Origin of the sequence: Pseudomonas sp. A014 (genome assembly GCF_052378495.1) — a bacterium.
GTDB lineage: Bacteria > Pseudomonadota > Gammaproteobacteria > Pseudomonadales > Pseudomonadaceae > Aquipseudomonas > Aquipseudomonas machongensis.
The window spans coordinates 4,225,726-4,248,836 of record NZ_CP199001.1 but is presented as its reverse complement, the minus strand read 5'-3'; the positions used below and the strand labels follow the sequence as shown (position 1 = coordinate 4,248,836).

The following is a 23,111-nucleotide window of genomic DNA, read 5'->3' as shown; positions in this document are numbered from 1 at the left end:
AGAAGGAGTCTGGCATGGCTGGCGTTATGGATTCGGTCAACCAGCGCACGCAACTGGTTGGACAGAATCGCCTCGAGCTGCTGTTGTTCCGTCTCAATGGCGATCAACTCTACGGCATCAACGTGTTCAAGGTCCGGGAAGTGCTGCAGTGCCCGGAGCTGACACTGTTGCCCAAGTCCCATCCGGTGGTGCGCGGTGTGGCGAACATTCGTGGGGCGACCATCCCCATCCTCGACCTGTCGATGGCGACGGGGCTGCCGGGCCTGAAAGAAGAGACCCGCAACAGTTTCGTGATCATTACCGAGTACAACACCAAGACCCAGGGTTTCCTGGTGCATTCGGTCGAGCGCATCGTCAACATGAACTGGGAAGAGATCCACCCACCACCCAAGGGTACCGGGCGTGATCACTACCTGACGGCGGTCACCCGGGTAGATAACCGCATGGTCGAGATCGTCGATGTCGAGAAGGTGCTTGCGGAAGTGGCGCCGTCCTCGGAGTCGGTCTCCGCCGGCGTGGTCGATGCCGAGGTGCAGGACAAGGCCGTGTTGCTGCGGGTACTGACCGTCGACGATTCGTCGGTGGCGCGCAAGCAGGTCAGCCGTTGCCTGCAGACCGTGGGCGTGGAGGTGGTGGCGCTCAACGACGGCCGCCAGGCGCTGGACTACCTGCGCAAGCTGGTGGATGAGGGCAAGCGGCCGGAAGAAGAGTTCCTGATGATGATCTCCGACATTGAAATGCCGGAAATGGACGGCTATACCCTCACCGCCGAGATTCGTAACGATCCGCGCATGCAAAAATTGCACATCGTCCTGCATACTTCGCTATCGGGCGTGTTCAACCAGGCGATGGTCAAGAAGGTTGGCGCTGACGACTTTCTGGCCAAGTTCAAGCCGGACGACCTGGCCCAGCGCGTAGTCGATCGGATCAAGGCAACGCATTGAAACGGCTGGGGCAAGCCCCGGCGCAAGTGATTGAAAAGAGGCGGCAGCATTGTCTACGGGTAATTTGGATTTCGAACAGTTCCGGGTATTCCTGGAGAAAGCCTGTGGCATCCTGCTGGGCGAAAATAAGCAGTATCTGGTGTCCAGCCGTCTCAACAAGCTGATGGAGCAACAGGGCATCAAGAGCTTGGGTGAGCTGGTGCAGCGCATCCAGACCCAGCCCCGCAGTGGCCTGCGCGAGCAGGTGGTCGATGCCATGACCACCAACGAGACCCTGTGGTTTCGCGACACCTATCCGTTCGAAGTACTGAAGAACAAGGTGATTCCCGAGTTCATCCGCAGCAACCCCGGTCAGCGCCTGCGCATGTGGTCGGCGGCCTGCTCGTCGGGGCAGGAGCCGTATTCGATCTCGATGGCCATCGATGAGTTCGAGCGCAGCAACCTGGGCCAGTTGAAGATGGGGGCGCAGATCGTCGCTACTGATCTTTCCGGCGCCATGCTCAATAACTGCAAGACCGGTGAGTACGATAGCCTGGCGATTGCCCGTGGCTTGTCGCAGGAGCGCCTGCAGCGCTACTTCGACCCGAAAGGGCCGGGGCGCTGGGCGGTGAAGCCGGCGATTCGCAGTCGGGTGGAGTTTCGCTCTTTCAACCTGCTCGACAGCTATGCGGCGCTGGGCAAGTTCGACATCGTGTTCTGCCGCAATGTGTTGATCTACTTCTCCGCGCAGGTGAAGAAAGACATCCTCATGCGTATCCATGCGACGCTCAAGCCAGGGGGGTATCTGTTCCTGGGGGCTTCGGAGGCGCTCAATGGCTTGCCGGATCATTACCAGATGGTTCAGTGCAGTCCGGGGATCATCTATCAGGCCAAGTGAATGAAAAGGCCGGTATCGAGAGATACCGGCCTTTTCGTTTTCGGGACTGCGAACACAAGACCTTGCCTGTGCCTTTGTCTTCAGGCGGCAAGGTCAGGATCGTTGGAGGTTGCGATCAGAAGTCGTACCGTATCTTCGCCGAGAACACATCGGCATTGAAGCCCGACTTGCCCACGTAGTCGTAATTGAGCCCAAGGGTTACCGCACCCAGCTTGTAGTCGGCTCCAATGCCCGCCTCGTAGCTGTTGCGCACGGCACTCGCGCCGCGGGTCACGAATGGCGTGTTGCCAAGCAGGAAGGTCGAGGTGCTGTTGGTCTGGTCGGCGGCAAAGTCGTGGTAGCCCATCAGCTTGAACTGCGGCTCCAGGGTCCCGACGCCAATGGCATAGCTGCCCGCCACCCGCACACCTGCGCCGAGTTCGAGCGCTTCGTAGCGTTCATCTTCGACCTTGAGCGCGGCGGACGAGCCTTTCTCGCGATAGCCATCGATGTCGACACGGCTGTAGCGCGCGGCCACACGCGGCTCGACCAGCAGTTGCGGGTTGATGTGCCAGGTGTAGCCACCGACCAGGTTCACGGCCAGCTGGTCGCTGTCGTAATCGGCCTTGGCTCGGGTATCAGCGATCTCGCGCTTGCCTTCGTTGTCGCCCAGGCCGTAGGTCAGGCTGGCGTCGACGAAGTAGTTGCCCAGGGTGTAGGCGCTGTACAGGGTGAAGGCATGGCTCTCTACCGAAGTCTTGTTGCCACTGCTGCCGTTGACGTCGGTGTCCAGGAAGCTGTACGCCAGGCCCAGGGTGAGCTGGTCGTTGAGCTTGCCATCGGCACCGACGGCAATGCCGCGACTGTAGGCGTTGTAACCGGCCACGCCGTCACGGTTGTTCTGGGTGGCGTCGCTGTACAGCGATTGAATCCACACGCCGGCCTGGCTGAAGCCTTCGCCCGAAGAGGCGCCACGCAGGCTGCTGGCACGGCTGCTGATGGCGTTGCCGATCATGCGCTGGCTTCCGGTGGCCGCATGGCGGGCGCCGCCGTTGACTTCCGGGGTCAGCTGGCGGGCCAGTCTCGCGACCTGGGCCTGGTCTGCGGTGGCGGCGTAGGCCAGCAGCGGGTCACCTTTGGGCAGTTGAGCCAGGAGGCCATTGTTGATGGCGTTACCGATCGCGCCCTGGGCATTGCCGTTGCCGCCGCCTTCCTTGACGATTTCGGTGATCTCGTCGACCGGCTTGGTCGTGACTTGTGCGTAGATCTTGTTGTCTTCCACCGCGCTGCTCTGCACGCGCAGCAGTGCCGAGGTGCTGGTGACCTGGATGCCGTTGGGGTCAAGGTCGTGGCCTGCGGTGTCCACCAGCTGTACCTGGCCGGCCTCGACCAGCAGGTAGCGCGATCCGGACGGCTGGAAGTCCTCTTCGTCGGCGTGCAGGGCGATGCGCGAGCCTTGTTCGAACTTGCTGGTGCCGCTGACCTTGAGTACCGCCACGCTCGGGTCGGTTTCGCTGGACAGCTCCAGGCCCAGCGCCGAGTTGCCGGCGATCGACAGGTTGCCGTCGATCACGGTGCGGGCCGCGGTCAGTGACAAGGTTGCACGGGTGTCGTCGCTCAGGTTGCCGACTTCGATCCAGCCACCAGGCTTGAGGCGGATGTCCGGGGTGCTGTGGGGCAGGTAGTGGGCCTGGAACTCGCTGTCACCTTCGATCTCGATGTTGCTCAGCCCGTCCAGCATGCCGGTGATCTGGCTGCCCTCGCGCAGGATGAGTTCGACCGGCCGATTGCTGTGGCTGGCGTCGATGGCCACCTGGGCCATGATGATGCCGCTGTTGAAGATGTTCAGGTCGCCGTGGTCGCGATACCAGGGTTGCTGGCCGGGGGCGTCATATGCGACATCGCCGATGCGAATGCCGGTGCCGCTCAGGGCGTAGATCGAGCCACGGTTGTCGATGTGTCGCCCGAGGCTGGTGGTCAGGGTTGCACCGTCGAGCGCGATGGCCTGGCTATTGGTGTCGCTGGCGACGATATTGCCGTGGTTTTCGATGCTGTCCAGGCGGGTTGGCATGCCGGTGGCGCCGCCGCGCGAAGTGGCGTTGACGCTGATGGCATTGGGGCCGCTGCTTTCGATGGCGCCGCGGTTGATGATCTTGCCCTGCACGGTGGCACCGGCGAGGTTGAGAGTGATCGCGTTGTAGCCATAGGCGCGGATCTTGGCATTCTGGGCATTGACCACGTCGCCCTTGATCAGCGTCGATTGACCGGTGGCGCTGGCCAGGTTGATGCCGTAGGCCTCTCGTCGGTTGATGATGCCGATGCCGGTGCCGGCCTGGAGCGTGCCCTGGTTGATCAGGTTGCCATCGAGCGTGGTATTGCTGATTTTCAGCGCATTGCCATCGAGGCTGGTGCTCCTGACGAAGGCCTGGTTCACCAGGTCGCCGGTCACCTGGCTGTTGCGCAGGGTGAGGGCATCGCTGCGATTGACCATGTCCACGGAGGTGCGGTCGTTGTCGTTGATCGGGCTGTTGAAGGTCAAGCCGCCCTGTACGGTGGCGTCGTCGAGCACGACCGCACTGCGGGAAATATTGGTGAAGCTGCCGCCGAACTCGAGCCCGTTCGCGTAGCTCTGGTGGCTTGAGGTGAAGCCGGCATCGGTAAGCTGGACGGTCTGGCCGTGGGCAGGCAGGGCGCAGGCGGCAATTGCCAGGGCCAGCAGGGTCTTGCGATAGGTCAGCGGGGACACGGTTTCTTCCTTGGAAGGCAATGGGGACAGTGCGCATCCATGCTGTGCCTGAAACCGTAACTAGTGGCCTCATGCCACATTTCTGCGCGGTCGCGAATGCTACTCGTAGTGATGGCAAAATAACACTGGTCTGTTGACGTCAATTTTTTGGATTGCCGCTTTTGCCGCTCTGCAATTGCCGCTCACCCGCCACCAAGCGGAAGCACTTTGCCGCTTTTCTGGCATTGCCGCTGCTCACTGATACAGCCGATGCCCGGTATTACTGGGGTTGCGCCTGTTGGCACAGGCCTTGCTATAGCTTGGCCAACGCAACGCTGGTCAACCTTCGAAGGTTCCCCGACATGAGCATCAGCTTCGACAAGGCCCTCGGCATCCATGAAAAGGCACTGGGCTTCCGCGCCCAGCGCGCCGAGGTGCTGGCCAACAACATCGCCAACGCCGACACGCCCAACTACAAGTCGCGTGACATGGACTTCTCCTCGGTGCTTGCCGCCGAGGCAGACAAACAAAGCAACGGGCGTATCTCGCTGACCCGCACCAACGGCCATCACATCGAGGCCGAAGGCCTGGCCATGGCCGACGACAGCCTCAAGTACCGCACGCCGATGCAGCCGTCGATCGATCAGAACACCGTCGATGCCCAGATCGAACAGTCGAACTATGCGCAGAACGCCATCGACTTCCAGGCCAGCTTCACCTTGCTCAACAGTAAATTCAAAGGGCTGGTATCGGCCCTGCGTGGAGAGTGACCATGTCCCTTGCCAGTGTCTTCAACATCGCCGGTAGCGGCATGAGCGCGCAGAACACGCGCCTTAACACCGTCGCCTCGAACATCGCCAACGCCGAGACCGTCTCCTCGAGCATCGATCAGACCTACCGCGCGCGCCACCCGGTGTTCGCCACCACCTTCGAGCAGGCCCAGAACGGTGCCGGCCAGTCGCTGTTCGACGACCAGGGCCAGGCCGGCCAGGGGGTGCAGGTCAAGGGGATCATCGAGGACCAGAGCAATCTGGAAGCCCGCTACGAGCCCAATCACCCGGCGGCGAACAAGGACGGCTACGTCTACTACCCGAACGTCAACGTGGTCGAGGAAATGGCTGACATGATCTCCGCCAGCCGTGCGTTCCAGACCAACGCCGAACTGATGAACACCGCCAAGACCATGATGCAGAAGGTGCTGACCCTGGGTCAGTGATTGAGGAGCGCAACGCATGGCAGTCAATATCAATGATGTGCTCGCCAATTCTGGTGTTAGCAACGGCACCAAGAAGCCAACCAGCGAGCCGACCGACAAGAACGCGCTCGGCAAGGATGCCTTCCTGCAGTTGCTGGTCACCCAGATGCAGCACCAGAACCCGCTCGACCCGCAGGACAACGGTGAGTTCGTTGCCCAGCTGGCGCAGTTCAGCAGCCTGGAGGGTATCCAGACCCTCAACGAGTCGGTCAATGCCATTACCGGTTCGCTGGGTTCGTCTCAGGCACTGCAGGCGTCGTCGCTGGTCGGTCGCTCGGTGATCGTGCAGAACGACAAGGCGTTGGTCGATCCGACCAAGAGCTTCAATGGTCAGGTCGTGGTGCCGCAGAACATCGAGAGCGGCAAGGTCACGATCAAGGACAAGGATGGCAACGTCGTCAAGACCATCCAGTTGGGCGAACAGAAGAAGGGCACTGCCGACTTCATCTGGGATGGCACCAACGACAAGGGCGAGAAGGTTGCGGCGGGCAATTACACCTTTACCGCGACGACCACCGTCGATGGCAAGGCTCAGGAGATGTACACGCTGCTGCCAGCCACCGTCACCAGTGTCACCGTGGGCGGCACTGGCGGCGAGATGATGCTCAACCTGGCGGGTATCGGCAAGGTCGGCATCTCCAAAGTACAAACCATCGGAATCTAAGGCCGGCCTGTTCGGCAGAAGGAGCAAAGCATGTCTTTCAATATCGGCCTTAGCGGTCTCTACGCAGCCAACAAGCAACTCGACGTTACCGGCAACAACATCGCCAACGTCAATACCACAGGTTTCAAGTCGTCGCGTGCCGAGTTCGCCGACGTCTACGCCGGTGCCAACCGCCTGGGCGTGGGCCAGAACCAGGTCGGTAACGGTGTGCGCCTGGCGGCGGTGTCGCAGCAGTTCACCCAGGGTGACGTGAACAACACCGGCAACGTGCTGGACATGGGCATCCAGGGCCAGGGCTACTTCGTCCTCTCCGACAACGGCTCGCTGACCTACACCCGTGCCGGTGCCTTCCGCACCGACAAGGACAACAACGTGGTCACCTCCGATGGCCTGAACCTGCAAGGTTATGCCGCCGACAGCACCGGCAAGATCCAGAAGGGCATCCTCACCAACCTGAAGATCGATACCTCGGCGCTGGCCCCCAAGGCCACCACCCTGATCGACCAGGGCATCAACCTGAACTCCTCCGCCGACACCATCCCGCTGGAAGTGTCCAACGGCGCGACCCCGCCGGTGATGGTGCCGAACAAGCCGTTCGACCCGGCCGACCAGTCGACCTACACCAAGTCCTTCCCGACCAAGGTGTACGACAGCCAGGGTAACGAGCACACCATGGAGCAGTTCTACCGCAAGACCGGCACCAACGAGTGGACCATGTACACCCTGGTCGATGGTCGCAACCCGCTGAACCCGGGCAGCACCACGCCGCTGACCGGCACCATGACCTTCAACTCCGACGGCAGCATCAAGGCCATGACCACCGACAACACCACGGTGCCGGCGGCCAACTGGAGCGTGACCAACAACACCTTCAGCCTCAAGGGCTGGATCCCGGCCGCGAAGGATGCCGCAGGCAACTGGGCGGCCAACGGTTCGGATGGCAATGCCGACGGCATGCGCCTGGCCATGAACAGCACCACCTCGTACAACACCGAGACCGCGCGCATGTCGCAGAACCAGGACGGCTATGCCACTGGCATCCTGTCGAGCCTGTCGATCGACTCCACCGGGGTGATGTTCGCAAGCTTCAGCAACCAGCAGTCTCGCGCCATCGGCCAGGTTGCGATTGCCAGCTTCGCCAACGACCAGGGCCTGCAGCAGATTGGCGGTACTCGTTGGAAGGAAACCTTCTCCTCGGGTATTCCGGGCATCGATGCGCCGAAGACCGGCACCCTCGGTTCGGTCGAGTCCAACTCGCTGGAAGCGTCCAACGTCAACCTGACCCAGGAGCTGGTCGAGCTGATCAAGGCGCAGAGCAACTACCAGGCCAACGCCAAGACCATCTCCACCGAGAGCACCATCATGCAGACCATCATCCAGATGACCTGATGGTCGCTGGCTGAGCGTGTCTGGATGAACCCCTTTCCCGTGAAGGGGTTCGTCGTTTTTGCAGGAGGGATCATGAAAAAGTTGGCTGTCGCGCTGCTTGCGGCGCTGTGTCTGCTCCAGGCCCAGGCCGGTACCGCGCCGTGGTGGCGTTGGGAAAGTCAGGTGGATGGGCGACTGGTGTGTTCGCAGTGGTCGCCGGGGGAGGGCTGGAAGCGATTTGCCGGGCCTTACAACAATGGCGGGTGTCGCGACTAGCAACACTGCTATTGCTGAACTTTGGCACCCCCTTGCCGCCAGCGGCAAAGCAGCGCCGGATAACCGACGTTGCACCCTCGATGAAATTCGCTAAAGGCCCGTATTCACGGGCTTTTTCTTGCCTTGGAGAAAGTTGGTTCGGAACTTGCTTTACAGCCTGCACAGCAACGGTGAGCGGCAATCGATCGCCAGTGCAGCGGAGGATGACTGTGGACAAGATGCTTTACGTGGCCATGACCGGCGCCGCCCAGAATGCGGTGGCACAGAAGGCCCACGCCAACAACCTGGCGAACGTTTCCACCACTGGTTTTCAGCGTGACCTGGAGCAGGCGCGCTCGATGCCGGTGTTCGGCGACAGCTTTCCGGCGCGTGCCTTCGCCATGAGCGAGCGGCCTGCCACCGACTTTACCGCAGGCCCGATGATCGAGACTGGTCGCGAGCTGGACGTGGCGGTCAGTGGCAATGGCTTCATCGCCGTGCAGGCCCCGGATGGCAGCGAAGCCTACGTACGCACCGGCAGCCTGAACATCGACGCCCTCGGCGTGTTGCGCGCCGGCAATGGCATGCCGGTGATCGGCAATGGTGGCCCGATCGCCATTCCGCCCGAGCAGAAGGTCGAGGTCGGTGACGATGGCACCATCAGCATCCGCGCCATGGGCGAAGACCCGCGCGTCATGGCCGAGGTCGATCGGATCAAGCTGGTCAACCCCGACATCAAGAGCATCAGCAAAGGCCTCGACGGCCTGATCCACACCAACAGCGGCCAGCCGGCCGATGCGGACGTCAATGTCCGCGTGGTGTCGGGCTTCCTCGAAGGCAGCAACGTCAATGCCGTCGAAGAGATGACCTCGGTGCTGGCCCTGTCTCGCCAGTTCGAGCTGCACGTCAAGATGATGAAAACAGCCGAGCAGGGCGACGAAGCCATGGCTCGGGTTTTGCAAATCAGCTAATCACTTTTGAACGAGTGCCGTAAAACAGGCGCACGAGGAGAACACTAAATGCTTCCGGCTCTCTGGGTCGCTAAAACCGGCCTGTCCGCACAGGACACCAACCTGACGGTCATCTCCAACAACCTGGCCAACGTCTCGACCACTGGTTTCAAGCGTGACCGTGCCGAGTTCCAGGACCTGTTGTACCAGACCAAGCGCCAGCCTGGTGCCCAGTCGACCCAGGATAGCGAGCTGCCTTCGGGCCTGCAGGTCGGTACCGGTGTGCGCATCGTCGGCACCCAGAAGAACTTCCAGACCGGCAGCCTGCAGACCACCGAAAACCCGCTGGATCTCGCGGTCAATGGTCGTGGTTTCTTCCAGGTCCTGCAGCCCGACGGCACTGTCTCCTACACCCGTGACGGCACCTTCCACCTGAACTCCGATGGCCAGGTCGTGACTGCCAACGGTTTCGCCCTGGAGCCTGCCATCGTCGTGCCACCGGAGGCGCAGACCTTCACCGTCGGCCAGGACGGCACCGTGTCGATCACCACCACCGGCAACCCGGCCGCGCAGATCATCGGCAACATCCAGACCGCGGACTTCATCAACCCGGCCGGCCTGCAGGCGATTGGCAACAACCTGTTCTTCGAGACCGCTGCCAGCGGTGCGCCGCAGGTCGGTACCCCGGGCCTGAACGGTTTCGGCACCACCCTGCAGCAGACCCTGGAAAACTCCAACGTCAGCACCGTCGAAGAGCTGGTGAACATGATCACCACCCAGCGCGCCTACGAGATGAACTCCAAGGTCATCTCCACCGCCGACCAGATGTTGTCGTTCGTCACCCAGCAACTGTAAGTCCTGGCTCTAGCTACCCGGCCGCTGTTGCAGCGCCTGTTACACCGTGAGGTAAGCGTCATGAATCGTCTGTTGTCCGTCGTCGCCCTGGGAGGGGCTGTGTTGCTGGCCGGTTGCGTTGCGCCGACGGCAAAGCCCAACGACCCGTACTACGCGCCTGTACTGCCGCGTACACCTTTGCCGTCGGCGGCCAACAACGGTTCGATCTACCAGGCCGGGTTCGAGCAGAACATGTATGGCGATCGCAAGGCGTTTCGTGTCGGTGACATCATCACCATCACCCTCAACGAGCGTACCTCGGCGAGCAAGAACGCCGGTTCCCAGATCCAGAAGGACAGCAACGCCAATATCGGCCTGACCTCGCTGTTCGGCACCACCCCCAACACCAACAACCCGTTCGGCGGCGGCGACCTGTCGCTCAACGCGGGGTACAAGGGCGAGCGTGCCACCAAGGGTGCCAGCCAGGCCAGCCAGGGCAACACCTTGACCGGCTCGATCACCGTGACGGTGGCCGATGTACTGCCCAACGGCATCATCGCCGTGCGCGGCGAGAAGTGGATGACCCTCAACACCGGCGAAGAGCTGGTGCGTATCGCTGGTCTGATCCGCGCCGATGATATCGCCACCGACAACACCGTGCCGTCCACGCGAGTGGCCGACGCGCGCATTACCTATTCGGGCACCGGCTCCTTCGCCGATGCCAGCCAGCCCGGGTGGCTGGACCGCTTCTTCATGAGCCCGCTTTGGCCCTTCTGAGTACGGATGACCATGTTCAACGCCAGGCAGTTGATTGCCGCGACCTTGCTCCTGTCCTTCGCGTTCGGTGCCCACGCCGAGCGCCTGAAGGATATCGCCAGCATTTCCGGCGTGCGCGCCAACCAGTTGATCGGCTACGGCCTGGTGGTCGGGCTCAACGGCACCGGTGACCAGACCACCCAGACCCCGTTCACCCTGCAGACCTTCAACAACATGCTGTCGCAGTTCGGCATCAAGGTACCGCCAGGTTCGGGCAACGTGCAGTTGAAGAACGTCGCTGCAGTGTCGGTGCACGCCGACCTGCCGGCCTTCGCCAAGCCCGGCCAGGTGATCGACATCACCGTGTCCTCGATCGGCAACTCCAAGAGCCTGCGTGGCGGCAGCCTGCTGATGACCCCGCTCAAGGGGATCGATGGCAACGTCTACGCCATTGCCCAGGGCAACCTGGTGGTCGGTGGTTTCGATGCCGAAGGTCGCGATGGCTCGAAGATCACCGTCAACGTGCCGTCGGCCGGTCGCATCCCTGGCGGCGCTTCGGTCGAGCGAGCGGTGCCGAGCGGCTTCAACCAGGGCAACAGCCTGACCCTGAACCTCAACCGTCCTGATTTCACCACCGCCAAGCGCATCGTCGACAAGGTCAACGAACTGCTCGGCCCGGGCGTTGCCCAGGCGCTGGACGGCGGTTCGGTGCGCGTCACCGCGCCCATGGACCCGAGCCAGCGGGTCGACTACCTGTCGATCCTCGAGAACCTGGAGATCGATCCGGGCCAGGCCGTGGCCAAGGTCATCATCAACTCGCGTACCGGCACCATCGTCATCGGCCAGAACGTCAAGGTATCGCCGGCCGCCGTCACCCACGGCAGCCTGACCGTGACCATCACCGAAGACCCGATCGTCAGTCAGCCGGGGCCGTTCTCCAACGGTCAGACTGCCGTGGTGCCACGGTCGCGGGTCAATGCGCAACAGGAAGCCAAGCCGATGTTCAAGTTCGGCCCGGGGACCACGCTGGATGAAATCGTCCGTGCGGTGAACCAGGTCGGCGCGGCACCGGGCGACCTGATGGCGATCCTCGAAGCCCTGAAACAGGCCGGCGCCTTGCAGGCCGACCTGATCGTGATCTGAGGACGCTGGCGATGAATCCGAAGAGCCTGGTTTCAAGTTCCGCCGACAGCGGCGCCTACACCGACCTCAACCGTCTGAGCTCGCTCAAGCACGGGGACCGTGACAGCGATGCCAACATCCGCAAGGTGGCCCAGGAGTTCGAGTCGCTGTTCATCGGCGAAATGCTCAAGGCCTCGCGCAAGGCCGGCGATGTGCTGGCTGCCGACGATCCGATGAATACCGAGACGGTCAAGCAGTACCGCGACATGTACGACCAGCAGTTGGCCGTGAGCATGTCCCGTGAAGGCGGCGGTATCGGCCTGCAGGACGTACTGGTGCGTCAGCTGTCGAAGAACAAGGGTGTGCGCCCGAACACCAGTCCGTTCCCGCGTATCGACGGCAATGCGCCGGCGCTGTGGGGCACGAAAGTGGTCGCACCTGCCCACGCCACCGAATCGACGTCCACCCGCAACGACGTTGCGGCGCTCAATGCGCGGCGTCTGGCGCTGCCGGGCAAGCTCACCGACCGTCTGCTCGCCGGCATCGTGCCGTCGGCGGGCAATCCTGCGGCGACCAACACCGCGGCGTTGCCGGGCCGTGGCGACATCCCGCCCGGTGGCGTGGCCACCGGTGACTGGGAGCCGGCCCAGGCCTTCGCCGCGCCAGGGCGTGGCATGCAGATTCTCGGGCGCGCGGTGGCCCAGCCGCCGCTGGCGCCGAAGAAAGCCTTCGCCGACAGCGACGAGTTCGTCGCCACCATGCTGCCGATGGCCGAGCAGGCCGCCAAGCGCATCGGTATCGACCCGCGTTACCTGGTGGCCCAGGCCGCCCTGGAAACCGGCTGGGGCAAATCGGTCATGCGCAACACCGATGGCAGCAGCAGCCACAACCTGTTCGGCATCAAGGCCACCGGCAATTGGCAGGGCGGCGAGGCGAGGGCGATCACCAGCGAGTTCCGCAACGGTCAGTTCGTCAAGGAGACGGCCGCGTTCCGTTCCTACGACTCTTATCAGGACAGTTTCCACGACCTGGTCAGCCTGCTGCAGAACAACGCGCGCTATCAAGATGCGGTGAAGGCGGCCGATAACCCAGAACAGTTTGTGCGAGAGCTGCAGAAGGCCGGGTATGCCACCGACCCGAACTACGCCAGCAAGATCTCGCAGATCGCAAGACAGATGAAGTCGGACACGAGCTACGCAATGCTCGGGACCACCACGCAACTTTAAGGGCAGCGAATCATGGCGAGCTTGATCAATATTGGCATGTCGGGGCTGGGTGCCGCGCAGTCGGGGATGTACACCCTGGGTAACAACATCGCCAACGCCGATGTGGACAGTTACTCGCGCCAGCAGAACGTGCAGAAGACCAAAGGCTCGCAGCAGAACGGCAACGTCTTCATCGGCAGCGGCACCACGCTGGCCGACGTGCGCCGGGTGTACAACTCGTTCCTCGAGAACCAGCTGCGCACCACCACCTCGCTGTCCAGCGATGCCAACTCGTACCTGAACCAGATCAATCCGCTCGACACTGCCCTGTCGAGCGCTGACACCGGTATCACGGCTGCCCTGAAAAGCTTCTTCACCGCCATGCAGGACGCTGCGGCCAAGCCCAACGAAGATGCCTCTCGCCAGTTGCTGCTGACCAGCGCGCAATCGCTGGCCAAGCGTTTCAACACCCTGTCCACGCAACTCAATCAGCAGAACAGCAACATCAACGCCAACATGGCGTCGATCGCCGATCAGGTGAACAAGCTCACCTCGACCATCGCCCAGTACAACGACCAGATCTCGCGCGTGTCGGCGATCCAGGGCCAGCCGAACGATCTGCTCGACCAGCGTGACGGCGCCGTGCGCGAACTGAACAAGCTGATCGGCAGCCAGGTGGTAGAGCGCGAAGGCAACTACGACATTTACCTGCCCAACGGCCAGGCATTGGTGCTGGGCAAGACCACCCAGACCCTCGAGGTCGCGCCAAACCGCAACGATCCGACGCGCATGAGCCTGATGATCAACCGCGGCAGCACCAAGATGGACATCACCGACACCACCACCGGTGGCGAGCTCGGTGGCCTGCTGCGCTACCGCAAGGACACCCTGGACCCTGCGCTCAACGAGCTGGGCCGGGTGGCACTGGTGGTGTCCGATGCGATCAACAGCCAGCTCGGCCAGGGCGTCGACAAGAATGGTGAATTCGGCGCGCTGCTGTTCGGCGACATCAACAGCGCCAAGGCCATCAGCGAGCGCAGTATCGCCCGCCAGGGCAACAGTGCAGGCTCCGGCAACCTCGATGTGACCATCAAGGACACCGGTAAGCTCGGCACCAGCGACTACCAGGTGACCTTCACCAGTGCCACCGGCTACAACGTGCGCAAGCTGCCCGAAGGCACCGACATGGGCAACTTCGACCTAAACGACAACCCACCGAAAGTGATCGATGGCTTCAGCCTCTCGCTCAATGGTGGCGCCGTTGCCGCTGGTGACAGCTTCAAGATCACCCCGACCCGCAACGCCGCAGCCGGTATCGAGTCGGTGCTCACCGATCCCAAGCGCCTGGCGCTGTCCGCGCCGTTGGGTGCAGTGAGCGGCTCGGGCAACAAGGGCACCGGGCAGATCACCCAGCCGAACCTGACCTCCAAGCTGGACATCTACAACGCCACCGATCGTACTCAGTTGCAGACCGGCCTGAAGTATTCGACCCCGGTCAAGCTGGTGTTCGGCGACGACTCCGCGTCCCCCCAGGGCTACACCCTGTACGACGCCAAGGGCAACTCCATCGGCACCGGCACCATCGTGCCCGGCCAGAGCAACAAGCTGCAGCTCTCGGTGCCGATGGTCGATGGCGCCGGTAACCCGATCATGGACGGCGCCACCCAGCGCTCGTTCACCTTCGAGATGGACGTCGCGGGCGCGCCGAAGAACGGTGACAGTTTCACCGTCTCGCTGACCGGCGCAGGCTCGTCCGATAACCGCAACGCCAAGTCGGTGATCGACCTGCAGACCAAGTCCACCGTGGAAGTCGGTGCCGACGGCAAGGGCATCAGCATGACCGATGCCTACGCCAAGCTCGTGTCCAACGTCGGCGGCAAGGCCGGCCAGGCAAGCATGGACTCCGACGCCACCAATGCCCTGCAGAAGTCGGCGCTCGATGGGCGCAACGCTGTCTCTGGGGTGTCGATCGACGAAGAGACCGGCAACCTCATCAAGTTCCAGCAGTACTACACCGCGTCGTCGCAAATCATCAAGGCGGCCCAGGAAACCTTCGCCACCTTGATCAACAGCCTTTAAGGAGCCGTAGACCGTGCGCATTTCCACTTCGCAGTTCTACAACACCAGCAGCGCCAACTATCAGCGCGGCTTTTCCAACGTGGTGAAAACCCAGCAGGAATCCAGCGACGGCATCCGCGTGCGTACTGCAGCCGACGATCCGGTAGGCGCCTCGCGCCTGCTGCAGCTCGAGCAGCAACAGAACATGCTCGACCAGTACAAGAGCAACATCACCAATGTGCGCAACTCGCTGAGCACTTCCGAAAGCACCCTCGATGCCATCGGCAAGGTGCTGCAGCGCGTCAACGAGCTGGCGATCAGCTCGGGCAACGCCGGTTTCACCGACGCCGACCGCAAGGCCAACGCCGACGAGCTGGGTTCGCTGGAAGAGCAGTTGTTCTCTCTGATGAACAGCAAGGACGAGAACGGCAAGTACCTGTTCTCCGGTTCCAAGGGCGACACCCCGCCCTACGTGCGCAACGCCGACGGCACCTACAGCTACCAGGGCGACCAGGGCCAGCTGAAACTGCAGGTGGGCGACATGCTCAGCCTGGCGGCCAACGAGACCGGTTTCGATGCCTTCGAGCAGGCACTCAACACCAGTCGCAGCCAGACCACCCTGACCGCTCCAGCGGTGGACGATGGTCGGGTCAGCCTGTCCAACGGCCAGGTGTCCGGCAGCGCGACGTTCAACGACCGCTTCCGCAGTGGCGAGCCGTACCGCGTCGAGTTCCTCAGCAGCACTCAGTACCGAATCCTCGATTCGGGCAACAACGACGTGACTCTGGAAGCCTCACAGGGCGGGACCTACAACCCGAATGCCGAGAATGGTTCGATCTCCTTCCGCGGTGTCGACCTGCGCCTGAAGATCACCCTGCAGCCGGGCGACAACCCGGATGCCGCGATTGCCGGCCACACCTTCAACCTGAGCTCCAAGCCCGACGCCATCGCTGGCTCGCGCAGCCCGGGCAACACGTCCGGCACTCAGGTCAATAACGCCACCATCAGCAACCAGGCGCAGTACAACGCCTCGTTCCCAGGTGGCGGCGCGGTGCTCAAGTTCACCAGCGCTACCGACTTCGAGCTGTATGCAGCGCCGCTCACCGACAACAGCCGGCCGATCTCCACCGGCACCCTGGCGGGCAACACTGCCACGGCCTCGGGCGTGAGCTTCCAGTTGTCCGGTGCACCCAATGCGGGTGACTCCTTCGCGATCAAGGTCGACACCCACCAGAATCAGAACATGCTCAACACCATTGGCCAACTGCGCACCGCGTTGAGCGTGCCGATGGACAGCGACCCCAAGGCGCGCCAGAACTTCCTCGCCTCGCTGGACTCGGCAATCGGCAACATCGCCAGTGCCACCAACCAGGTGAGCTCGTCGATCAGCGCCATCGGTGGTCGCGGCGCGGCATTGGATGTCCAGGCCGAAACCAACGAAGCGCTGGGCAACGAGAACGCCAAGACCCAGAGCTCGATCCGCGAAAGCGACCCGGCCACGGTGATGCTGCGCCTGCAGATGCAGACCAACATGCTCCAGGCCTCGCTGCAGTCCTACGCCAAGATCGCCGGCCTGTCGCTGGTCAACTACATCTGAACCCAGATGCGGGTGATCGCGGGGTGATCGTCCCACGAGCCTGCCTCGCCACCCGCCGGTCAGCGCCGGACCGGGTGGCAGCCGGTCCCGCGGTTCAATCGCTTGAGTGAGTCCTAGTGAACGCACATCCCCTCGTCAGCATCGCCATCCCCGCGTTCAATCCCGAGTTCTTTCGCGCCACGCTGGCCAGCGCCATCGGCCAGGATTACCCGAACCTGGAGATCGTGGTCTGCGACGACAGTCGCGGTGACCAGATCGCGGCGATCTGCGAAGAGCTGCGTGTCGGTTGCACGGTGCCCTTGCGTCATGTGCGCAACCCCGAGCGCCTGGGTTTTGCCCGCAACCTGCAGCGCTGCCTGGAGGAATCGTCGGGCGAGCTGATCAAGTTTCTCTGTGACGACGACGTGCTGTTCGGCACCTGCATCAGCCAACAGGCCAGGGTGCTCAGCGATCACGCCAAGGTCAGCATGGTCATCTGCCAGCGCCTGCTGTGTGCAGCCGACGATGTGCTGCTGCCGGCGCGTTGGCTGAACTTCGTCATTTCCCTGAACAGTGCCGTGATCAATGGCACCGACCTGCTCGAAAGCGTCGCCGATGGCGTGCCCAATCTGTTTGGCGGGATCAGCCACGCGCTGCTGCGCCGTGACGAGGTGCAGGCCTACCTGCCGGCGCTGGTCGGGGAGGGGCAGGGCTTCGCCGCACGCCTGGACCTCGCGCTGTACGCCTGCCTGCTGCGTCGTGGTCACCTGTGCAGCCTGGACCAGGTGCTGAGCCTTGAGCGCGTGCACGCGGGGCGCCTGAGCCACCAGGGCAGCATGGTCGAAGCTGCCAGGACCGAATCCGAATGGCTGCTGCAGATGCTCGCCGAGTCCACTGGCGAGCCAGCGCCGGCCGATGGCTGGGTGCGCACCCTGCCGCTGGCCGAATACACCGGGGCGGCCGATCAGGTCTGGGAGGAAATGGACCTGCGCCGCTTCTTCTCCGGTCAGATGGCCAACCTTGGCCAGCAGATCGGTACAGACAGCATCAGCTTCGACGAGCTGTATGCCGAATGGCTGGCGTCGCGCCAGTTGTCTGCGGGCCAGGTCAGCCTGCTGCCCAAACGCATCGAGCAGTGGCCCCGCCAGCCGCGCATCGCGGTGGCGGTGCTGGCCGATGCGGGCGACGAGAAGGCCTTGCGCACCACCTTGCAGAGCCTGCAGGGGCAGTCCTATCCCGCCCGCAGTACCTTGGTGCTGGGCCCGGCGGCGCTGGCTGGCCAGGTACAGGGCGATGCCCGGCACTTGCACAGCCAGGGTGATCACTTTGCCGAACTTGGCCAGTGGCTGGCCACCGCCCAGGATATCGACTGGCTATTGTTGCTGCGCGCCGGTGACCGTGCGCACCCTCATGCACTGGTGATCATGGCCGAGCGCATGGCCTTGCGTGGCGATAGCCTGTGCCTGTACATCGACGAAGGCGCCAACGACAACCTGGCGCCGTCGTGTCCGATCTTCAAACCCGACTTCAACCTCGACCTGATGCGCAGCCTGCCCTATGTCGGTCGGCTGCTTGCCTTCGATGCCAAGGCGCTGCGCGAACTTGGCGGCTTCGATTCCAGCTTCGCCACGCTCGCTCCCCACGACCTGCTCTGGCGCATGGTCGAGGCCCACGGCCTGCAGGTGGTCGAGCACATCGCCGAAGTGCTGGTGCAGTGTCACCACAGCTACGCCGACTGGCTCAACGATGCGCAGGCGCATGTGCAGGCCCCGCGTGTGCTGCAAGCACATTTCGAGCGCCTGGGCGTGCAGGCGCGGGTTTCGGGTATCGAAGGCAGCATGATGACGCGGGTCACCTACCTGCACCCCCAAGCCGCCAGTGTCTCGATCCTCATCCACGCCGCGGGCGAGCTGGCGGTGCTGATGCGCTGCGTGGAATCGCTGTTCGCCCATACCGCCTACGCTGATTTCGAAGTGTTGCTGGTGGCCAGCAGCGAGACATCCTCCGAGGTGCGCGACTGGCTGGGCGGCCTGCAGGGGTTGGGCAGTGACCAATTGCGCGTTTGCCAGGCGGATGCCACCGGGCGGGCGCAGAGCCTCAACGAGGCCAGCCGTCAGGCCCGCGGTGAATACCTGCTGCTGCTTGATGCCACTTGTGTGCTGTTCGACGGCCAATGGCTGCAGGAATTGATGCATCTGGGGCAGCGCCCGGAAGTCGGCCTGGTTGGCCCCAAGCTGTTCGACAACAATGGTTCGGTGCTCTCGGCCGGCCTGGTGATGGGCATGAATGGCACTGCCGGCACGCCGTTCCTGAGCTGTGCGGTGAATGCCGACGGCTACATGAACCGCCTGAGCCTGGTGCAGAACTGGAGCGCCCTGGGCCTTGACTGCCTGCTGGTGCGCGCAGCGCTGTTCGCCGAGCTGGGTGGGTTGGATACCGCGGCGTTCGAGGTATCGCTGTTCGATGCCGATTTGTGCCTGCGGGCGCGCGAAGCGGGCTACCTGTCGGTGTGGACGCCGTTCTCGCGGGTCGCCCAGGTGCCGGTGCCCGCTCAGGAACAGCCCGCACCGCAAAGCCTGCTGGCCGATCAGGAGCGGCTGTATGAGCGCTGGCTGGCATGGGTTGCTTTCGATCCTGCCTACAATCGCAACCTCAGCCTGAAGCTGCCGAACTTCAACTTCGAGCCGGGCCTGCGCGGTGGTTGGGATCCGTTCATTGCGCGCGCCATGCCGTCGGTGATGGGGCTGCCCAGCAGCACCTCCGCCATCGGCCACTATCGTGTATCGCAGCCGTTCGCCGAGCTGGAAAAGGCCGGCTGGATCCAGGGCCGCATCGACTACAGCGCACCGAGCCTGATCGAACTGGAGCGGGAAAAACCTGATGTGGTGATCCTGCAGTGCCGCTACACCCCGGCCAGCCTGCGCGATATCGCTCGCTTCAAGCGCTTCTCCAACACCCGGCGCATCTACGAGCTGGACGACTACATCATCGATCCGCCGAAGAAGAACGATCACGCCCGCAACCTGCCGCGCAACATGCGCGAGCTGGTCAGCGAAGCCATCGGCCTGTGCGATCGCGTGGTGGTCTCTACCGAACCGCTGGCCGATGCCCTGTCGAGCATGCACAGCGACATCCGCGTGGTCCCCAACATGCTCGCCGCCTCTTTGTGGACGGGCCTGCGCAGTGAGCGTCAGACAAGTGCGCGGCCGCGTGTAGGCTGGGCGGGCGGCACCAGCCACCGCGGTGACCTGGAACTGCTGCTGGAGGTGGTGCGCACGCTGGCCGACGAAGTCGACTGGGTGTTCTTCGGCATGTGCCCCGAGATGCTGCTGCCTTACGTGAAGGAGTTTCACCCGGCCATTTCGTTCGGTGACTACCCGCGCAAGCTGGCCAGCCTCAACCTTGACCTGGCCCTGGCACCGTTGGAGCAGAACCTGTTCAACGACTGCAAGAGCAACCTGCGGCTGCTCGAATATGGCGCCTGCGGCTTCCCGGTCATCTGCACCGACACCAAGGCTTATGCCGGCTACCTGCCGTGCACCCGCGTGGCAGACAACACCACGGCGCAGTGGCTGGAAGCGATCCGCATGCACCTCGACGACCCGGCTGCCAGCTATCGCCAGGGCGATGCTCTGCGCGAGGCGGTACTGAGCGACTACGTCCTCACCGAACATCATCTGCAGCACTGGGCCAACGCCTGGCTGGCTGACTGAAATCCAGGCGCCGGGCCCAGGCCTTGCGCAGAACCGAACACTTGAACAGGTGCCTTATGATCGATACCGCAACCGGCTCGCACACCGACGTGACCGTTGTCCTGCTTGGGCATGACCAGGCGGATCACCGCGCCCGCGCACTCCACTACTACGCCGGTCAAGGCGTTGCGTGCCTGGCGCTGGAGCCGGCAGGCCAACTCGGCGAACTGCTCGATCAGGTGAAAACGCCTTTCGTCTGCCTGGCGCTGGATGCCGACTTCGTTCTCGCCGATGCGCTGGGCAAGGCTGCTGCCTCTCTGGCTGCACAGCCCCAGTTGAAGGGTGTACAGGGGCATGCCCTGGCCTATGCGGCGGGCAACTGCAAGCTCAGCTACCACAAGCTGGGTGCATTCGCCGCGCCCGAGGCCGCAGAGGACGCTCTGGCGCGCGTGCGCCGTTATGGTCACAGCGGGCAACAGGCTTGGCGCGCGGTGCTGCGTGTCGCTACCCTGCAGACCGCGCTGGCAGGCCTGCCGCAAGCGCTGGATGCCGCGGGCTGGCGTGTGGCGCTGGGCTACGCGATCCTGCTGCAAGGCGAGATCGGCAGCCTCGAGCAGACCGATGTGGTCTGCGAACTGCTGAGCAACGACCTGGGCGCAGCCGCCCGCGAAGAGCGCCTGACCCAGACCGTGCGCAGCCTGCGCCAGTGGGATGAAGCGGCGGGTGTGTGTGCCGGCGAAGAAGGTTTCGTGGTGCTCAACCGCTTCGTGCGCAGCAGCTACGATCAGGGCGAGACGCCGCTGCTGTTCAGCTCCGACTGGGCCAGCGTGATCGACGACCCTGAACAGACCTTCGAGCCGCGCCAGTATGTCGAGCTGCCGTACTACAACGGCAGGCTGTTCCAGCGTCTGAGCGAAATAGAGTTTCTCTGCCATGCCTGGCCGACTGGCGAGCGTCATCTGCATGCGCTCGAAGGCGCCTGGGTGCGCCAGCACGACCTGCTGCAAGTGCATCCGAACGACACCAACGACAGCCTGCAGCAGCGCTACCTGCAAGCGCTGGGCCTGGGCCTGTTCAACCAGGACGTATGTCAGCGCCTGGTGCCGCTGCTGACCGGCGCCAAAGACACCCACCATGTTCGCGAAATGCAGGATTGGCTGGTGCGCCTGCGCAGCGTTCCGGCACCTGATGCCCGCGCATTGCTCGAGATGACGCCGTCCGGCAAGGTGTTGGCCGCCATTGCTGCCGCGACCCCGGCTGAAGCCGACCGAGCTCGCGCGCAGCGCTTCCTGGCGCGCCACCCGGCTGCGCAGATCGCCTTCGTGGTGCTGGACCTGGAAAACGACGACCAGGCGCTGCAGGCCACCTTCGACAGCCTGCTGGCCAGCGGCCTGCGCAACTTCAAGCTGGTGGTGCTCAAGGGCGGCAAGCCCCCGGCTATCACCACCGCGCGCGATACCCTGCACTTCATCCAGGTCAACGAAGGCAACTGGGCGACCCACCTGAACCAGGTGGTGAAACAGCTTTCCAGCGAGTGGCTGCTGCTGCTCGATGCTGGCGACGTGCTGCTGGCCGGTGGCCTGTTGCGCCTGGCTGTCGAGCTGGCCCAGGCGCCGGGCTGCCAGGCGATCGCTGCCGATGAAGTGCAGCGCGACAGCGAAGGCCGTCTGCTTGACGTGACCCGTCCGGGCAGTGACCTGGACCTGCTGCGCAGCCAACCAGGCCTGATGTCGCGGCACTGGCTGGTGCGTCGCCAGGCCGTGGTCGATCTGGGTGGCTACAGCGAGTCCTATCGTCATGCGCTGGAGTACGACCTGTTGCTGCGTCTGGTCCAGCAGCAGGGTGTCGGCTGTCTCGCGCACATGGACGACTACCTGGTCATCGGTCAGCAGCCCGAGCAGGCATTGACCGACGAAGCGGCCAAGGTCCTCAACCGCCACCTGACCGAGCTGGGCTACCGCGCCCAGATCAGCGACCAGGGCAGTGCAGGCCTGACCATCGATTTCCGTCATACCGCCACGCCGCTGGTCAGCATCCTGCTGGCGGGCGAGGGCGATACCGCGCAACTGCAGGTGTCGCTGACCGGGATCTTCCAGCGCACCCGTTATCCGCGCTTCGAAGTGGTGGTGGCCTTGCCGGGGCACGACAGCGCAGGGCAGGCGGCGATTGCCCAGACCTTTGGCACACGCGTGCGGCTGATTGCCGGTGAGGCGCATGCCTCGCGCGAGCAACTGCTGGCGCTGGCCGCCGGGCAGGCGCGTGGCGATTACCTGGTGCTGCTGTCCGAGCGCTGCCACGTAATCACTCCGGCCTGGATCGAGTCGCTGCTCAACGAGGCCCAGCGCCCTGAGGTGGGGATCGTCGGGGCCAGCTTGTGGGGGCGCGGCGAGGTCCTGCTGCATGCTGGCTACGAGCTGCTCGACGGCGGCCAGGTCAATGCACCGTGGGCCGGTGCCTCGGCGGCACGCAGCGCCGCGGCGCGCTGGCCGCTGTCGGTCCGTGATTGCCCGGCGGTATCCGGCGATTGCCTGATGATCGGCCGCGAGACCTTCGAGCAGTGCGGTGGCCTGCCGACAACGGGTGCGGCGGACCTGGCCCTGTGCCTGGCGGTACGCAGCAACGGTCTGATGGTAGTGTGGACGCCGCGTGCCAGGCTGATGGGCAACGAGCTGGTGGTGCCTGCCGGGCAAGCTGTGCAGGCGCTGGCCGAGCAATGGCCCGGCGCGTTCCAGGGGGTTGCGCGGCTCGACGGTCAGAGCGCCGCGGGTGCGCCGCAGTGGCTGGCACAGCTGGGGTGACTGGCGCGCTAATTGCAAAAAAGCCGGGTTAAGCCCGGCTTTTTCATGCCCGC

The 23,111-nt window shown here is 63.6% G+C and carries 17 protein-coding genes; 16 read left to right on the top strand and 1 reads right to left on the bottom strand.

Features of this window, described 5'->3' with window-relative positions:
* Window positions 1-14 precede the first annotated feature (14 nt).
* Both ACTYOL_RS19690 and cheR read left to right on the top strand, forming a co-directional pair.
* Window positions 15-944, top strand: coding sequence for a chemotaxis protein CheV (locus ACTYOL_RS19690; RefSeq protein ID WP_063545699.1), 930 nt, complete (start codon window positions 15-17; stop codon window positions 942-944).
* 49 nt (window positions 945-993) lie between these two features.
* A complete protein-coding gene (cheR, locus tag ACTYOL_RS19685; protein WP_054891907.1) occupies window positions 994-1,821 on the top strand; it encodes a protein-glutamate O-methyltransferase CheR in 828 nt (275 codons plus the stop codon).
* 115 nt (window positions 1,822-1,936) lie between these two features.
* Here cheR and ACTYOL_RS19680 read toward each other — a convergent pair whose 3' ends face one another.
* Window positions 1,937-4,546 carry an autotransporter outer membrane beta-barrel domain-containing protein gene (locus ACTYOL_RS19680; RefSeq protein ID WP_444756955.1) on the bottom strand — a complete coding sequence of 870 codons (2,610 nt, stop codon included), beginning with the start codon at window positions 4,544-4,546 and terminating at the stop codon, window positions 1,937-1,939.
* Between the two features lie 341 nt (window positions 4,547-4,887).
* Between ACTYOL_RS19680 and flgB the strand changes: the two genes are divergently transcribed.
* The 14 genes from flgB (at window position 4,888) to ACTYOL_RS19610 (ending at window position 23,058) form a co-directional block, all read left to right on the top strand.
* Window positions 4,888-5,295 carry a flagellar basal body rod protein FlgB gene (gene flgB, locus ACTYOL_RS19675; protein WP_054891906.1) on the top strand — a complete coding sequence of 136 codons (408 nt, stop codon included), beginning with the start codon at window positions 4,888-4,890 and terminating at the stop codon, window positions 5,293-5,295.
* A gap of 2 nt (window positions 5,296-5,297) precedes the next feature.
* The gene (flgC, locus tag ACTYOL_RS19670) at window positions 5,298-5,741 is read left to right on the top strand and encodes a flagellar basal body rod protein FlgC (protein WP_054891905.1); all 444 of its coding nucleotides are present in this window, start codon (window positions 5,298-5,300) and stop codon (window positions 5,739-5,741) included.
* Between the two features lie 16 nt (window positions 5,742-5,757).
* Window positions 5,758-6,444 carry a flagellar hook assembly protein FlgD gene (gene flgD / locus ACTYOL_RS19665; RefSeq protein WP_063545697.1) on the top strand — a complete coding sequence of 229 codons (687 nt, stop codon included), beginning with the start codon at window positions 5,758-5,760 and terminating at the stop codon, window positions 6,442-6,444.
* A 30-nt stretch (window positions 6,445-6,474) separates the two neighbouring features.
* The gene (gene flgE, locus ACTYOL_RS19660) at window positions 6,475-7,833 is read left to right on the top strand and encodes a flagellar hook protein FlgE (RefSeq protein ID WP_063545696.1); all 1,359 of its coding nucleotides are present in this window, start codon (window positions 6,475-6,477) and stop codon (window positions 7,831-7,833) included.
* 72 nt (window positions 7,834-7,905) lie between these two features.
* Window positions 7,906-8,088 (top strand): hypothetical protein, encoded by a 183-nt coding sequence (locus ACTYOL_RS19655; RefSeq protein ID WP_054891902.1) that lies wholly within the window; start codon window positions 7,906-7,908, stop codon window positions 8,086-8,088.
* A 209-nt stretch (window positions 8,089-8,297) separates the two neighbouring features.
* On the top strand, window positions 8,298-9,038 hold the full coding sequence (locus ACTYOL_RS19650; RefSeq protein WP_054891901.1) for a flagellar basal body rod protein FlgF: 741 nt from the start codon (window positions 8,298-8,300) through the stop codon (window positions 9,036-9,038).
* 48 nt (window positions 9,039-9,086) lie between these two features.
* A complete protein-coding gene (gene flgG / locus ACTYOL_RS19645; protein ID WP_063545695.1) occupies window positions 9,087-9,872 on the top strand; it encodes a flagellar basal-body rod protein FlgG in 786 nt (261 codons plus the stop codon).
* 60 nt (window positions 9,873-9,932) lie between these two features.
* Window positions 9,933-10,628, top strand: a complete 696-nt coding sequence (gene flgH, locus ACTYOL_RS19640) for a flagellar basal body L-ring protein FlgH (RefSeq protein WP_054891899.1) — start codon at window positions 9,933-9,935, stop codon at window positions 10,626-10,628.
* A 12-nt stretch (window positions 10,629-10,640) separates the two neighbouring features.
* On the top strand, window positions 10,641-11,750 hold the full coding sequence (locus ACTYOL_RS19635; protein ID WP_065862324.1) for a flagellar basal body P-ring protein FlgI: 1,110 nt from the start codon (window positions 10,641-10,643) through the stop codon (window positions 11,748-11,750).
* 11 nt (window positions 11,751-11,761) lie between these two features.
* A complete protein-coding gene (gene flgJ, locus ACTYOL_RS19630) occupies window positions 11,762-12,955 on the top strand; it encodes a flagellar assembly peptidoglycan hydrolase FlgJ (RefSeq protein ID WP_065862064.1) in 1,194 nt (397 codons plus the stop codon).
* 12 nt (window positions 12,956-12,967) lie between these two features.
* Entirely contained in the window at window positions 12,968-15,013 is a 2,046-nt protein-coding gene (flgK, locus tag ACTYOL_RS19625) for a flagellar hook-associated protein FlgK (RefSeq protein WP_112898870.1), read from the top strand.
* Window positions 15,014-15,026: 13 nt separating this feature from the next.
* A complete protein-coding gene (locus ACTYOL_RS19620) occupies window positions 15,027-16,589 on the top strand; it encodes a flagellar hook-associated protein 3 (protein WP_153774598.1) in 1,563 nt (520 codons plus the stop codon).
* 116 nt (window positions 16,590-16,705) lie between these two features.
* The gene (locus ACTYOL_RS19615; protein WP_444756954.1) at window positions 16,706-20,281 is read left to right on the top strand and encodes a glycosyltransferase; all 3,576 of its coding nucleotides are present in this window, start codon (window positions 16,706-16,708) and stop codon (window positions 20,279-20,281) included.
* A gap of 56 nt (window positions 20,282-20,337) precedes the next feature.
* A complete protein-coding gene (locus ACTYOL_RS19610; RefSeq protein ID WP_444756953.1) occupies window positions 20,338-23,058 on the top strand; it encodes a glycosyl transferase in 2,721 nt (906 codons plus the stop codon).
* Window positions 23,059-23,111: the final 53 nt, after the last annotated feature.